The sequence below is a fragment of the Geodermatophilus sp. URMC 60 genome (genome assembly GCF_053502585.1).
Genome location: NZ_CP199958.1, coordinates 155,719 through 169,618 on the forward strand (window position 1 = coordinate 155,719; position 13,900 = coordinate 169,618).

Below are 13,900 nucleotides of genomic sequence, written 5' to 3' on the forward strand. Positions count from 1 at the left end.
ATCGCTGGGCGGGTCCCCGCGCCTGATCGGGTGATCCGCCATCTCAGCCGCCCGGGATCGCCAGCGCGAACGCGGTCAGCGTGACCCCCACCCCCACCAGCAGGACGACGTCCACCGGGCGGCTGCGGACGGCCAGGAAGCCCAGCCGGCGCAGCGGGAGCAGCAACCGCAGCAGCCCGGCGCCGACGAGGGCGAGCCCGACGACGACCAGCCCCCGCCGCCAGTGCTCGAAGGTGACCATGAGCAGGCCGACGCCCACCGCGAGCAGCACGACCAGCAGCGGCAGCTGCCGCAGCAGCCCGGCCAGGAAGGGCCGGCGGGTGTGGAGCGGCGGGCGTGTCACACGGGCTCCTCGCCGGCGCTCGTCGTCCGCGTGCCGGGCGTCGCCCCGTCCCTGCCTGACCTCGCGAGCTCGGTCACGATGCCGACAGGACGTCCGCGGCGGCGGCCTGCTCGGCGGCCAGGACGACGTTCTGCAGCAGCATGGCCCGGGTCATCGGCCCCACCCCGCCGGGGTTCGGGGCGACGAAGCCGGCGACCTCGACGACGTCGGGGGCGACGTCCCCGGCGATCTTCCCGTCGACCCGGCTGACGCCCACGTCGAGGACGGCGGCACCGGGCTTGACGAGGTCGCGGGTGACCAGGCCCGGGACGCCGGCGGCGGCGACCACGATGTCGGCGCGGCGCAGGTGCGCGGCCAGGTCGCGGGTGCCGGTGTGGCACAGGGTCACGGTGGCGTTCTCGGAGCGACGGGTGAGCAGCAGGCCCAGCGGCCGGCCGACGGTGATGCCCCGGCCGACGACGACGACCTCGGCGCCGGCGATCGCGACGTCGTGGCGGCGCAGCAGCTCGACGATGCCGACGGGCGTGCACGGCAGCGGGCCGGGGACGTTGAGCACCAGCCGGCCGAGGTTGACCGGGTGCAGGCCGTCGGCGTCCTTGGCCGGGTCCATCCGCTCGAGGACGGCGCTCTCCTCGATGCCCCGCGGCAGCGGCAGCTGGACGATGTAGCCGGTGCAGTCCGGGTCGGCGTTGAGCTCGTCGACGACGGCGAGCACGTCGGCCTGGGTCGCGGTCGCGGGCAGCTCGCGCTGGATGCTCGCGATGCCGACCTGGGCGCAGTCCTTGTGCTTGGCGTTGACGTACCAGCGGCTGCCGGGGTCGTCGCCGACCAGCACGGTGCCCAGGCCGGGGCGGTGGCCGGCTGCGGTGAGGGCGGTGACCCGCTCGGTCAGCTCCGCGCGGATGGCTGCTGCGGTGGCCTTGCCGTCGAGAGTCGTCGCCTGCACGGCCGACAGTCTGCCGGAGAGGGGTCCGTCGCGAGCCACCCCGCCCTAGGCTCGGGGGTGCGGGCGCCTCCCCGCCCGCGAGTGCGCGAGGAGTGCAGATGAGCGAGCGCGAGCAGTTCCCGGCCGCCGGGACGCGGGGCACCGACGCCTGGCGGGAACAGACGATCCCCGGCATGCAGCCCGTGGCCACCCCGGTGGCGAACGGCGGCCCCGGCTACGCCCCCGGCCCTCCGCCGCTCCCGCCCGGGTACGCCCCGCGGCCGGCTCCCGAGTACTCGACGACACCGGTGCGGGTGCGGCGCGCCGACGGCCTGGCCAGCCTGCTGCTGCTCCTCGCCGGCATCGCCGCGGGCGTCAGCCTGCTGCTGCGCTGGCTGCCGGGGAGCGAGCTGACCGGCTGGGACCTTGTCCGCCGCGGGTTCGACGACCTCGTCGGCGGCGGCGCCCGGGCGCTGTTCGACAGCGGGTTCTGGCAGCCGATGGCCGTCGTCCTGGGCGGCGCGGTGCTCTTCGTGCTGGGCCTGCTCGCCGTTCTCCCGGCCCGCGCGCACCGCTTCATCGGGCTGCTGGCGCTGCTGGTCAGCCTGGTGGCCGGGGCGGGTGTCCTGGTGCCGCTGGCCGCGGTCGGCTGGGACCCCGACACGATCGGCACCGGCTTCTGGTTCGCCGTCGCCGTCCCTGCGCTCGGCCTTCTCGGCGCGCTGAAGGCCCTGTTCACCTCCCCGCGCTGGAGGTGACGGGGACGCTGTGGCACTGCGGTCCCCGCGGACCGCACCGCGACCAGGTGCTGTCCCCGGCCGCCGCTGAGCCGCTGCGCGTGTCCGGTCGGTGGAAGGACTCCGCCAGGACCCTCAATCCACCACGAGGGCGCCGTGCGCGCGGGCGACCTGGACCGACTGCCCCAGGTCGAGCCGGAGGCCGGTCAGCTCGAACGCCCGCCAGTCGACCGCGTCGGTCGAGGCGCCGCGCAGGTCGGCCCCGCGCAGCTTCGCGCCCTGCAGCCGCGCCCGGTCCAGGTCGGCACCGGTGAGGTCGCACTCGCGCAGGTCGGCGCCGGTCAGGTCGGCCTCCCGGAACCGCTGACCGGCGAGCACCAGCCCGGAGAGGTCGGCGCCGCGCAGGGACGTCCAGCTCCAGTCGCTGTCGGTCGTGGTCATCGGCCGCAGCTGCGCGCCCGGGAACTGGGAGCCGGTGAGCTTGCAGCCGTCCCAGGTGACGTCGAACAGCCGCGCCCGGTCGAAGCGGCAGGAGAGGAACGCCGTCCCCAGGTGCTTGGCCCCGCCCATCCGCACCCCGGTGAGGACGCAGGAGTCGAAGACGCACCGCCGGGTGACCAGCTCCTCCAGCCCGGCGTCCTCGAACCGGCAGCGGGTGAAGGTGACGCCGTCGAGCTCGGAGCCCCACCAGTCGACCCGCGCGAGGTCCTGGTCCTCGACGACGGCGCCGGCCTCCGGCGGCCGCACGTGCCCACGGGTGTTGCGCATCGGTGCAGGGTATTGGCCCCGCTGCCAGGCCCTGCTGCGAGCGTGCGAGAGGTGGGGGCAGCGGGGTCCTCCTTCAGTGGGCGAAGTGGCGGGTCCCGGTCAGGTAGACCGGGATGCCGGCGGCGGCGGCAGCCCCGACGACCTCCCCGTCGCGCACCGATCCACCCGGCTGCACGACCGCCCGCACCCCCGCGTCGAGCAGCACCTGCAGGCCGTCGGCGAAGGGGAAGAACGCGTCGGAGGCGGCGACGGACCCGGCGGCCCGCTCCCCCGCCCGCGTGACGGCGAGCCGCGCGGAGTCCACCCGGTTCACCTGGCCCATGCCGACGCCGACGGTGGCCTTGTCGTGGGCCAGCAGGATGGCGTTGCTCTTCACCGCGCGGACCGAGCGCCAGGCGAAGACCAGGTCGTCGAGGCCCGCGGCGTCCAGCGGCTCGCCCGTGGCCAGGGTCCAGGTGGTGGGGTCGTCGCCGGGGGCGTCGATGCGGTCGACGCTCTGGACCAGCACCCCGCCGCTGACCGGGCGCAGCTCGGTCGCTCCCCGGGTCGCCTCCCCCAGCCGCAGCAGCCGGATGTTCTTCTTCGACGTGAGCACCTGCAGTGCGTCCGCGGTGAAGGACGGCGCGACGACGACCTCGGTGAACACCTCGGCCACCTGCTCGGCCATGGTCAGGTCGACCTCGCGGTTGGCCGCGATGACGCCGCCGAACGCCGAGACCGGGTCGCAGGCGTGCGCCTTGCGGTGGGCCGCGGCGATGTCGGTGCCGACGGCGATGCCGCAGGGGTTCGCGTGCTTGATGATCGCCACGCAGGGGTCGGTGTGGTCGTGCGCGGCCCGCCAGGCGGCGTCGGTGTCGACGTAGTTGTTGTAGGACATCTGCTTGCCGTGCAGCTGCTCGGCGTGCGCCAGCCCCTGGCGGCCGCTGCGGTAGAGCGCCGCCTGCTGGTGCGGGTTCTCGCCGTAGCGCAGCACGTCGGCACGCTCCCAGCTCGCCGCCACCCACGCGGGGAAGACGGTGTCCTGCTCCGGCGCCAGGACGCTGCCCATCCACGAGGCCACGGCGATGTCGTACGTGGCCGTGTGCCGGAAAGCGGCGACGGCGAGCCGCTGCCGCTCGGCGAGCGTGAAGCCCCCGGCGGAGACCGCGGCCAGGACGTCGCCGTAGCGGGCCGGGTCCACCACGACGGCCACCGAGGGGTGGTTCTTGGCGGAGGCGCGCACCATGGCCGGGCCGCCGATGTCGATCTGCTCGACGCACTCGTCCGGCGTCGCGCCCGAGGCCACCGTCTCGGTGAACGGGTAGAGGTTGACGACGACGAGGTCGAACGGCGCGACGCCGAGGTCCTCGAGCTGCTGCACGTGTTCGGGCTTGCGGCGGTCGGCCAGGATGCCGGCGTGCACCGCGGGGTGCAGCGTCTTCACCCGCCCGTCGAGGCACTCGGGGAAGCCGGTGACCTGCTCGACCGGGGTCACCGGCACCCCGGCCTCGGCGATGCGGCGGGCGGTCGCGCCGGTGCTCACCAGCTCGACGCCGGCGTCGGCCAGGCCGCGGGCCAGCTCCTCGATGCCGGTCTTGTCGTAGACGCCGAGCAGGGCCCTGCGAACAGGGATGCGGATCGGGCTGCGGTCGCTCATCGGGGGTCCTCCGTGGTCTCGGTGCCGAGGCCGGTGACCACGCGCGCCACCGTCTCCACCAGGAGCTCGCGCTCCACGTCCTTGATCCGTTCGTGCAGCCGCGCCTCGTCGTCCCCGGGGAGGACGGGCACCTCCCGCTGGGCGATCACCGGCCCGGTGTCCACGCCGGCGTCCACCCAGTGCACCGTGCTGCCGGTGACGTCGACCCCGGCGGCGAGCGCGTCGCGGACGGCGTGCGCGCCGGGGAAGGTCGGCAGCAGCGCGGGGTGGGTGTTGAGCAGCCGGCCGCCGAAGCGGTCCAGTACGGCCGGGCCGACGAGCTTCATGAACCCCGCCGAGACCACCAGGTCGGGCCGGTGCGCGCCGATGGCGGCGGCCAGCGCGCGATCCCAGGCGGCGCGGTCGGGGTGGTCGCGCAGCGCGCAGGTGAAGGTGGGGATGCCGCGGCGCCGGGCGTGCTCGAGCCCCGGGGCGTCCCGGTCGCTGCCGACGGCGATCACGGTGGCCGGGTAGCCCGGGTCCTCCGCGGCGGTCAGCAGCGCCTGGCACAGCGACCCGGTCCCCGACAGCAGGACGACGACCCGCGCCCGCGTGGAGTTCTCGGGAGCGGGCACGGCAGCGACCCTAAAGGACCCCCTTGCCCCCCACCGGAGAAGGACCCCGTCCTCCCCACCCCTCGCAGGCTCGGGGCGAGCCTCGGGACGGGACCGCGGCGGGACCGTGCAAGGCGCAGGGGACTCCCTCAGCCCAGCGAGCGCCAGCGGGTGACCGCGGCTGCGGCCGCGGCGGCCACCCCCGCCTGCAGGGCCACCGCCAGCCCGGTCGCCACCGGCGGCGCCCCGACGTCGGCCAGCGCGCTGTCGCCGAGCGAGCCGCCGGCGACCCAGGCGAGCAGGCCGCACGCCAGGCCGAGCAGGACACCCGACAGCACGCCCCACAACCCGGCCACGACCGAGCCGCCGTCCTCGTCGCCCAGCCGCCGGCCGAGCGTCGCGCCTGCGACCAGGCCGGCGAGCGCAGGGACCACCTGCGAGGCGAAGGCCAGCAGCGGAACCGCCTGGGTGTCGGGCAGCGCGGCCAGCAGGGGCAGCGCCGGCACGGCCCCGAGCGTCACGCCGTGCACGGAGACGAGGGTGCCGCTGCCGACGGCGAAGCCCGGGCCGGCGGCCACGCCGATCGCGGCTGCGGCGGCGTTGGGCAGCAGCAGGACGCCGAGCGCCAGGAGCCCGATCGCGCCGGCGCCGGCCCCGCCGAGGGACCGCGACAGCGCCGCATAGCCCCCGGTGTCCGCGGCCAGCGCCACCGCGACCACCAGCAGGGCGAGGGCGACGGCGGTCAGCAGGCCGGCCGCTGCCGCGCGCAGCAGTGGCCGCACCGGTCCGGGCGCGGAGTCGACGAGGTCGTCGAGCAGGCCGGAGTCACGGGCGGTCCCCCAGCCGACGGCGAGGAGGGCGAGCACCGCGCTGCCGATCGCGGACCGGAGCAGGTCCACCTGCGCGCCCGGGGTGGTGACGACCAGCCCGACGAGCACGGCGAGCAGCGCGTGCGTCGCGACCGCCGCAGCCACGACGCCGGCCAGCGAGCGCCCGCCGGGGAGGTCGCAGGCGCGGACGACGCCGCGGCCGGCGCTGGAGAGGCCCCAGGCGACGGCCAGGGTGAGCAGCAGCGGCGCCAGCACCAGCGGGCCGGACCCGACTTCCAGGCCGCCGCCCTGGGCGAGCAGCCACAGCCGGCCGGCCAGGCGCGCCGATCCGGCGACCGGCATCCCACCGGCCGGGTCGAGCGTCTGCACCACGACCGACGCGAGGCCCAGGCCGAGCAGGCCGAGCACCGTGACCGCGGCGGTCGCCACGGCGGCGAGGACGAGGGCGTGCCCCGACAGGTGGGCGCCCGGGTCCCGCTGCCCGGGCAGGCTCAGTCGGGCGAGCAGGGAGACCACGCCCCCCACTGTCCCAAGGCCGCGCCAGGATCGCGGGACCACGCGCCCGGCGGAGCCGAGGAACGCCGCGGGTGGCTACGCGGACGGGTCGGACCCGGCGCCCGAGGCCGTCGAGCCGCCCAGCCGGCCGGGGGCCCGATCGCCCTCGGACGGCGGCGCCGAGCCGGCCGGCCGGGACTGCTCCGGCGCGGACGGCGGCTGCCCGGCGGCGTACGGCGGCTGCCCGGACGCGGGCTGCTGCCCGGTCGGCTGCCACGGCTGCCCGGGCTGCTGCCACGGCTGCCCGGGCTGCTGCTCGGGCCGGCCCGCGCCGACGGGGGCGGCACCGGCCCTGCTGCGTGGCTGGCGCAGCAGGGGGAGGACGGCGGCGACGACGGCCGCGGCCACCGTGAGGACGGTCAGCAGCGCGAAGAGGCTGAAGCCGCCCTCGAAGGTGCTCAGCCACTCGGCGAGGGTCAGCAGGAGGGCCAGCGAGGTCAGGCCCACGGTGACGAAGCCGCGCGGGAACGGCAGGCCGAGGTCCACGACCACCGGCAGCAGCGACCACACCGCGGCGAGGACGAGCAGCACGGCCGCGGTGGTGACCAGCGCGAAGTCGAAGCCGTTGATGGACTCGGCGAAGCCGAAACCGAAGTCGAAGGTGAACCACGGCAGCGCAGCGAAGAGGAGGAACGCCGCGGCGCACAGGGCCACGACCCAGTCGCCTCGGTCCAGGCGCTTGCGGTCCAGGCCGACCTGCGGGCGGCTGCCGGCCGGCGGCGCCCACGGAGCCGGCTGCTGCCCGTACGGCTGCCCCCAGGGCGGTTGCTGGCCGTACGACGCCGGGCCCGGCTGGCCCCACGGGGTCTGCCCGTACGGCGGCTGGCCGTGGGGCTGCGGGTACTGCGGGCCGTAGCCGGGCTGCCCGTAGGGCACGCCGTAGCCGGACTGACCGTAGGGCGCGCCGTAGCCGGGCTGCTGTCCGTAGGGCGACTGTCCGTACCACGGTTGACCGGGGGCCTGCTGCTCGTAGCCCGGCCGGCCGTGGGCCGCGCCGTAGCCGGGCTGCCCGTGGTCCGACTGTCCGTACGGCGGCTGCCCGTATGCCGGCTGTCCGTACGGCGGCTGTTCCTGCGCATACCCTTGGGACGGCGGCTGCTGCGCGTACCCGGGTGGTGCCTGCTCCGGCGTGCTGCGCCCGCCGTCCGGACGGCTCTCGCCCTCACCCGGCTGACGCCCGTGCCCGCCCGGCGGCTGCGGCGGCTGACTGGTCATCGCGGGCGCTCCTCGGTCGTGGCCTGGTGACTGCGCGGATCGTGGACACCGCCCGCACCACGTGCAACCGCGGCGCGCCCATCATCCCCCGTCCGGATGCCGGCGCGACGCACGGACGCCGCTGCCCGGCGACCCCCACGGGCCACCGGGCAGCCGGTCCGTCCCGGGCCCCGCCCCGAGCGTGCGAAGGGCGGGAGGACGGGGTCCTCTCTCAGGTGCCGACGATCTCGCGCATCAGGCGGGCGGTCTCCGACGGGGTCTTGCCCACGCGCACGCCGGCGGCCTCGAGGGCCTCCTTCTTGGCCTGCGCGGTGCCGGCCGAGCCCGAGACGATCGCGCCGGCGTGGCCCATCGTCTTGCCCTCGGGCGCGGTGAAGCCGGCGACGTACCCGACGACGGGCTTGGTGACGTTGGCCTTGACGAAGTCCGCGGCCCGCTCCTCGGCGTCGCCACCGATCTCGCCGATCATCACGATGGCCTCGGTCTCCGGGTCGTCCTGGAAGGCCTGCAGGCAGTCGATGTGCGTGGTGCCGATGACCGGGTCGCCGCCGATGCCGACGCAGGTGGAGAAACCGATGTCGCGGAGCTCGTACATCATCTGGTAGGTCAGCGTGCCGGACTTGCTGACCAGCCCGATCTTGCCCTGCTTGGTGATGTTGGCCGGGATGATGCCGGCGTTGGAGCGCTCCGGGCTGATCAGACCCGGGCAGTTCGGGCCGATGATGCGGGTGGAGCCGCCCTGGGCGTGGGCCCAGAAGTAGGTCGAGTCGTGCACCGGGATGCCCTCGGTGATGACGACGGCGAGCCCGATCTGGGCGTCGACGGCCTCGATGACGGCGTTCTTCGCGCCGGCCGGCGGGACGAAGATGACGGTGACGTCGGCGCCGGTCTCCTTCATCGCCTCGGAGACGCCGCCGAAGACCGGGACGCTGGCGCCGTCGAAGTCGACGCTCTGGCCGGCCTTCTTCGGGTTCACGCTCCCGACGATCGCCGTCCCCGAGGCCAGCATGCGCTGGGTGTGCTTGCGCCCCTCGGAGCCGGTCATGCCCTGGACGATGACCTTGCTGTTCTCGTTGAGGAAGATCGACATCTCTCTGGTCCTGTTCGGAGGAGGACGGAGCGGCCCCCTTCCAGGGGCCCGCCGCGAGCCTGCGAGTGGTGGGGAGGAAGGGGGTCCTTCTAGGCGGCGGCGAGCTCGGCGGCCCGGCGGGCGGCGCCGTCCATCGTGTCCACCAGGGTCACCAGCGGGTGGTTGGCCTCGGCGAGGATCCGCCGGCCCTCCTCGACGTTGTTGCCGTCGAGCCGGACGACCAGCGGCTTGGTCGCCTCGTCGCCGAGCAGCTGCAGCGCGTGCACGATGCCGTTGGCGACCGCGTCGCAGGCGGTGATCCCGCCGAAGACGTTGACGAAGACGCTCTTCACGGCGGGGTCGGACAGGATGATGTGCAGGCCGTTGGCCATGACCTCGGCCGAGGCGCCACCACCGATGTCGAGGAAGTTGGCCGGCTTCACGCCGCCGAACTCCTCACCGGCGTAGGCGACGACGTCCAGCGTGCTCATGACCAGCCCGGCGCCGTTGCCGATGATGCCGACCTGGCCCTCGAGCTTGACGTAGTTGAGGTCCTTCTCCTTGGCCGCCGCCTCCAGCGGGTCGGCCGAGGCGGAGTCCTCGAGCTCCTCGTGCTGCGGGTGCCGGAAGCGGGCGTTCTCGTCGAGGGTCACCTTCGCGTCGAGCGCGAGCACGGTGCCGTCGGGCGCCTTGGCCAGCGGGTTGACCTCGACCAGGGAGGCGTCCTCCTGGGCGAAGACCTCCCACAGCTGGACGGCGATGGCGATCACCTGGTCGCGCACCTCGGCGGGGAAGCCGGCGGCGTCGACGATCTCGGTGGCCTTGGCGGTGTCGACGCCGGTCGTCGCGTCGACGGGGATGCGGGCCAGTGCCTCCGGGCGCTCGACGGCGAGCTGCTCGATCTCCATGCCGCCCTCGACGCTGGCCATGGCCAGGAAGGTGCGGTTGGCGCGGTCGAGCAGGTAGGAGAAGTAGTACTCCTCGGCGATGTCACTGGCCTGGGCGACCATCACGCGGTGGGTGATGTGGCCCTTGATGTCCAGGCCGAGGATGTCCTGGGCGCGCGCCCGGGCCTCCTCCGCGTCGTCGGCGAGCTTGACGCCGCCGGCCTTGCCGCGGCCGCCGGTCTTCACCTGCGCCTTGACGACGACGGGAGCGGCAATCTCCCGTGCGATCGCCTCCGCCTGCTCGGGGGTCTCGGCTACGCCGCCGGGGAGCACGGGGACACCGTGCGAGGCCAACAGGTCACGGGCCTGGTACTCGAAGAGATCCACGAACAGGCACCGTATCCCCCGCGGAAGCGGAGCCGCGCACCGGCGTTGGGAGGGCGGGGGCATCACAGGACGCCGGCCACCGGGCTCCCTCGACGACGAGGAGCCGCGACCGTGCGCCGATCGGCCGCCCCTCCCGACGACCGCCCTGCTCACGGCGGGGGTGACGACGGCGGCCGCTCCCGGGGCGGTCACCCCCTGAGCTGTCTCCGCAGCCAGCCGGCGATCTCCCCCGGCGGGCTGCCGGGCGGGAAGAGCCGGGCGAGGCCGGGCACGTCGGCGTCCGCGCCGCAGCCGAAGACCACGACGTCGTCGGCGCCGCGGCCGGCGAGCAGCGCGGTCAGCCGGGCGAGCAGAGCCGGCGCGTCGGCGGTGAGCGCCGGCAGACCGACGGCGTCGGCGTCCTCCTGGACGACGGTGTCGGCGAGCTGCTCGGCGGTCTGGCGGCGCCCCGCGTACACCACCTCCATCCCGGCGTCGCGCAGGCCGCGGGCGACGGCCACGGTGGCGCGGTCCCCGCCGTCGTCGCCCGGGGTGGCCACCACGACGCGGATGCGCTCCTCGCCGGGCGCGGTCACCGGACCGGCGTCCGGCGCAGCCGCCAGGCCAGCACCGTGAGGACGACGTAGCCGACGCCGGCCAGCAGCAGCCCGACGCCGGGCAGCGTCCACTCCAGCTCGTCGGAGACCACGGCGTCGCGCAGCCCGCCCAGACCGGCGGCGAGGACGACGGCGGCGATGGCGAGCAGTCCGCCGACCGCGGCCAGCCGCGGCCGCAGCGAGGGGGCCAGCACCGAGCACAGCACGACGGCGCCGGCGAGCAGCAGGCCCCCGAGCAGGGCCAGGCCCGGGCGCTCGAGCAGCCCCTGCGGCCCCTCCTGCTCGACGACGACCTGCAGCCCGGTGGTCGGGTCGGTGACGATGCGGTCGGGGACGTCGGCGGCCGGCAGCACCAGGCACAGCACGGCACCCACCCCGAGCAGCACCGCGGCGCCCGCCAGCGCCGGGCGGGCGGGGTCCAGGGCGCCGGCGTCGTCCATGACGGTGCGGCCCCAGGCCGCCACCCCCAGCACGCCGGCCAGGACGGTCAGCCCGAGGGCGAGGACGCCGAGCACCCAGCCGGGCCCGACGGCGACCGAGCTGGTGAGCACCCGCTGACCGGCGATCACCTCGACGCCCGGCCGGATGGTGGAGGTGCTGGCCCGGTACAGCTCGATCAGCAGCAGACCCACCGCCAGCGCACCGCCGATCCCGGCGAAGGCGAGGCCGAAGCGCGGCACCCGGCCGGCCACGAGACCGCCGCCGACCGCCGCGCCGGTCAGCGGCAGCAGCAGGCCCGCGAGCAGGCTGAGCGCCCCGGCGGACTGGGACACCTCGGTGCCGCCGACGACGAGGTAGGTCGGGAACAGGCCGGCCGCCCCGGTCAGGCCGGCGAGGACGAGCAACGCCCCGGTCAGGCGGGCCGACGGCGGCGGGTCGCCGACGACCAGCCCGTCGGCCGGCACGGGAGAGGCCGGCTCGGGTGGGCGGCGCGGTCCGGCGCGGCGGGCGGACGGGCGCGCCGTCGTCCCCTCGGGCCGGCTCGAGCGGTCGCGGGTGGAGCCATCGCGGGCGACCACGGTTCCCCCTTCATCTCGGTCACGAACAGGCCTCGGTGCGTGGCGTCGATGTGACGACCGCCACACGGTCGCTTTACCGTCAGGTGAACTGGGCATCACGGGGAGGTCGTCGTCCCCGCGGGACGAGCCCGGTGTGCGGTCCCGGACGGGGAGGAACGATGCGCCCACTCAGCGAACCGGAGTCCGATCCAGCGTCGCACACCGACGCGGCCGGGCCGGGAGCGCCACGGCACCCGGTGCGGTCGCTGCTGAGCCTCGCCACGCTGACCGGCGGACTCACCGAGCTGGCCCTCGTCGGGGCACACGCGGTCATCTACCCGCTCGGCACGCGCAGCGAGCGGCTGCGCCCCGACCCACGGTGCCGCCCCGGTGATCAGCCGCCCGCGGTGCGCGCCCTGTTCGCGGCCGACCCCCTCGCCGCCCGCGTCCCCGTCGTCCTCGTGCACGGCCTCATCGACAACCACTCGGTCTTCGCCGTGATGCGACGCAGCCTGCGGCGCCGCGGGTTCACGTCCGTCTGCTCCTGGAACTACAGCCCGCTGCTCGCCGACGTGGCCCGCGGTGCCGCCGACCTCGGCGAGCACCTGCAGCGGGTCTGCGAGAAGACCGGGCACGAGCGGGTGCACGTCGTGGGGCACAGCCTGGGTGGCCTGCTCGCCCGCTACCACGTGCAGCGCCAGGGCGGCGACCGGCACGTCGAGTCGCTGGTGACGCTCGGGACGCCGCACCAGGGGTCGGTGCTGGCACACCTGCTGCCCACCCCGCTCGTGCGTCAGCTCCGGCCGGGTTCGGCGGTGCTGCAGGAGCTCACCGAGCCCGCACCGGGCATCCGCACGCCCGTGACCGCGATCTACAGCGACCTCGACCAGGTCGTCCTGCCCACCAGAGCCGGACGGTGCGACCACCCGGACCTGCTGGCCCGCAACGTGCTGGTCCGGGGGGTGGGCCACATGTCGCTGCCCTTCCACCGCGGAGTCCTCGACGAGGTCGCCGTCACCCTCGCCGGTCGGCGCCGGCCGCACACCGAGACCGTCGCACCGGCCGCCGTCGCCTGAAGAAGGGCCCTCCTGCCCCCCGCCACCGGCGAGCTCGCGGCGGGACCCTGCAGTAGGGCCGCCCCACGCCCCCCGCCCGCCACACCGGTCGCGTGCGGCGGGCGGCCGTGTGCCGCGATCCCGCCACTCCCGTCACACCTGCCCCACCAGGCGCGGACGTGTCGACACTCCGGGCCTCGGTGACCTACCGCAGCGCTCACTGATCGTTACGGTCCGATCACGGCGCCGGTACCCACCGGCAGGCGTCCCCGGACGTCCCCGCTGCCGTCGCTCCCCCGACGGGTCGCCCTCGTGGCACCCGCCGGGACAGCGCTCCCGAAGAAGGTGCCCCGTGACCCGCTCGACCGGCCCCGCGCTGCTGGAGCGTCCGCGCACCGACGTCGAGGCCGCCCCCGGCGCGATGCCCGCCGTCCCCGCTCTCCCCGACGCCGTCGTCGAGACCGCCGGGACGCCGGCCGCCGGGACCCCCGACACCGACGCCCCCGAGGAGCCCGCTGCCGGACCCCGTCGCCTGCCCCGCCCACCGGGCCGGCGCGGCCCCGTGTGGCTGGCCGCGCTCGTCGCGGGGGCCGTCGTCGCCGCCCTGCCGAGCACCCTCGGCAGCGACACGGCCGGGCTGTCGGGCAGCGCCGCCGACTACGGCCTGGGCGTCGCCTCCGACGTCGGCTTCAGCGGCGACCTGGAGGACGCCGGCGTGCGCCGCGGCATCACCGAGGCCGAGGCGCAGGCCCGGCTCGGCGAGCTGGCCGCCTCCCGCGCCGCCCGGGAGCCGAAGACCGTGCTGCCCACCCAGGGCCGGCTCACCACCTGCTTCTGCATGCGCTGGGGCACCATGCACTACGGGCTGGACCTCGCCGGACCGCTCGGCACGCCGATCCACTCGGCCACCGACGGCGTCGTCATCCGCGCCGGCCGCGCCTCCGGGTACGGCAACGCGGTCTACATCCAGGACCCCGACGGCAACGTCCACGTCTACGGCCACATGCGCTACTACGACGTCGAGGCCGGCGACATCGTGCACGCGGGTGACCAGATCGCCACGATCGGCAACGAGGGCCAGTCCACCGGCCCGCACCTGCACTACCAGATCCACGGCGGCGGCATGAGCGGCCGCCCGATCGACCCGCAGGAGTGGCTCGCCGAGCACGGCGTCGTCGTGTGATCTGTCGGGCTCCGCCCGATCACCGCGGCCAGGTGCCGTGCCCCTGCTGCGTGGAGCGCGTCCTGCGCCTCGGGCGGCTCGCGCCGGGATCCGCGGCGACCGGCGTGCTCCGGGTCCGTGCCG

The 13,900-nt window shown here is 75.8% G+C and carries 14 protein-coding genes; 3 read left to right on the forward strand and 11 right to left on the reverse strand.

The genetic code is table 11. The features are described from left to right. Positions 1-43: 43 nt before the first annotated feature. Both ACWIX3_RS00680 and ACWIX3_RS00685 read right to left on the reverse strand, forming a co-directional pair. Positions 44-343 (reverse strand): DUF3017 domain-containing protein, encoded by a 300-nt coding sequence (locus tag ACWIX3_RS00680; protein ID WP_448610185.1) that lies wholly within the window; start codon positions 341-343, stop codon positions 44-46. Positions 344-416: 73 nt separating this feature from the next. Next, positions 417-1,289: a bifunctional methylenetetrahydrofolate dehydrogenase/methenyltetrahydrofolate cyclohydrolase gene (locus tag ACWIX3_RS00685; RefSeq protein WP_448610186.1), complete on the reverse strand. Its 873-nt coding sequence runs from the start codon at positions 1,287-1,289 to the stop codon at positions 417-419. A gap of 98 nt (positions 1,290-1,387) precedes the next feature. On the opposite strand from ACWIX3_RS00685, the gene ACWIX3_RS00690 reads away from it, so the two are divergent. Then, positions 1,388-2,026 carry a hypothetical protein gene (locus ACWIX3_RS00690; RefSeq protein WP_448610187.1) on the forward strand — a complete coding sequence of 213 codons (639 nt, stop codon included), beginning with the start codon at positions 1,388-1,390 and terminating at the stop codon, positions 2,024-2,026. Positions 2,027-2,140: 114 nt separating this feature from the next. Here the strand turns inward: ACWIX3_RS00690 and ACWIX3_RS00695 are convergent, their stop codons facing one another. The 9 genes from ACWIX3_RS00695 to ACWIX3_RS00735 form a co-directional block, all read right to left on the reverse strand. Then, positions 2,141-2,773: a pentapeptide repeat-containing protein gene (locus ACWIX3_RS00695; protein WP_448610188.1), complete on the reverse strand. Its 633-nt coding sequence runs from the start codon at positions 2,771-2,773 to the stop codon at positions 2,141-2,143. A gap of 73 nt (positions 2,774-2,846) precedes the next feature. Then, positions 2,847-4,409, reverse strand: a complete 1,563-nt coding sequence (purH, locus tag ACWIX3_RS00700; RefSeq protein ID WP_448610189.1) for a bifunctional phosphoribosylaminoimidazolecarboxamide formyltransferase/IMP cyclohydrolase — start codon at positions 4,407-4,409, stop codon at positions 2,847-2,849. Beyond that, positions 4,406-5,023, reverse strand: coding sequence for a phosphoribosylglycinamide formyltransferase (purN, locus tag ACWIX3_RS00705; protein WP_448610190.1), 618 nt, complete (start codon positions 5,021-5,023; stop codon positions 4,406-4,408). The genes purH and purN overlap by 4 nt, the downstream gene beginning before the upstream one ends. Positions 5,024-5,151: 128 nt before the next feature. Beyond that, entirely contained in the window at positions 5,152-6,348 is a 1,197-nt protein-coding gene (locus ACWIX3_RS00710; RefSeq protein WP_448610191.1) for a cell division protein PerM, read from the reverse strand. Between the two features lie 75 nt (positions 6,349-6,423). Then, positions 6,424-7,602, reverse strand: a complete 1,179-nt coding sequence (locus ACWIX3_RS00715) for a hypothetical protein (protein ID WP_448610192.1) — start codon at positions 7,600-7,602, stop codon at positions 6,424-6,426. A 211-nt stretch (positions 7,603-7,813) separates the two neighbouring features. Beyond that, positions 7,814-8,692 (reverse strand): succinate--CoA ligase subunit alpha, encoded by an 879-nt coding sequence (gene sucD, locus ACWIX3_RS00720; RefSeq protein WP_448610193.1) that lies wholly within the window; start codon positions 8,690-8,692, stop codon positions 7,814-7,816. Between the two features lie 89 nt (positions 8,693-8,781). After that, positions 8,782-9,945 carry an ADP-forming succinate--CoA ligase subunit beta gene (sucC, locus tag ACWIX3_RS00725; RefSeq protein ID WP_448610194.1) on the reverse strand — a complete coding sequence of 388 codons (1,164 nt, stop codon included), beginning with the start codon at positions 9,943-9,945 and terminating at the stop codon, positions 8,782-8,784. Positions 9,946-10,133: 188 nt separating this feature from the next. Further along, complete coding sequence (locus tag ACWIX3_RS00730) at positions 10,134-10,520, reverse strand: cobalamin-dependent protein (protein WP_448610195.1); 387 nt, start codon at positions 10,518-10,520, stop codon at positions 10,134-10,136. After that, entirely contained in the window at positions 10,517-11,560 is a 1,044-nt protein-coding gene (locus tag ACWIX3_RS00735) for a hypothetical protein (RefSeq protein WP_448610196.1), read from the reverse strand. Before ACWIX3_RS00735 ends, ACWIX3_RS00730 begins: the two co-directional genes overlap by 4 nt. A gap of 236 nt (positions 11,561-11,796) precedes the next feature. Between ACWIX3_RS00735 and ACWIX3_RS00740 the strand changes: the two genes are divergently transcribed. Both ACWIX3_RS00740 and ACWIX3_RS00745 read left to right on the forward strand, forming a co-directional pair. After that, on the forward strand, positions 11,797-12,615 hold the full coding sequence (locus ACWIX3_RS00740; RefSeq protein ID WP_448610197.1) for an esterase/lipase family protein: 819 nt from the start codon (positions 11,797-11,799) through the stop codon (positions 12,613-12,615). Positions 12,616-12,946: 331 nt separating this feature from the next. After that, complete coding sequence (locus ACWIX3_RS00745) at positions 12,947-13,777, forward strand: M23 family metallopeptidase (RefSeq protein WP_448610198.1); 831 nt, start codon at positions 12,947-12,949, stop codon at positions 13,775-13,777. Positions 13,778-13,900: the final 123 nt, after the last annotated feature.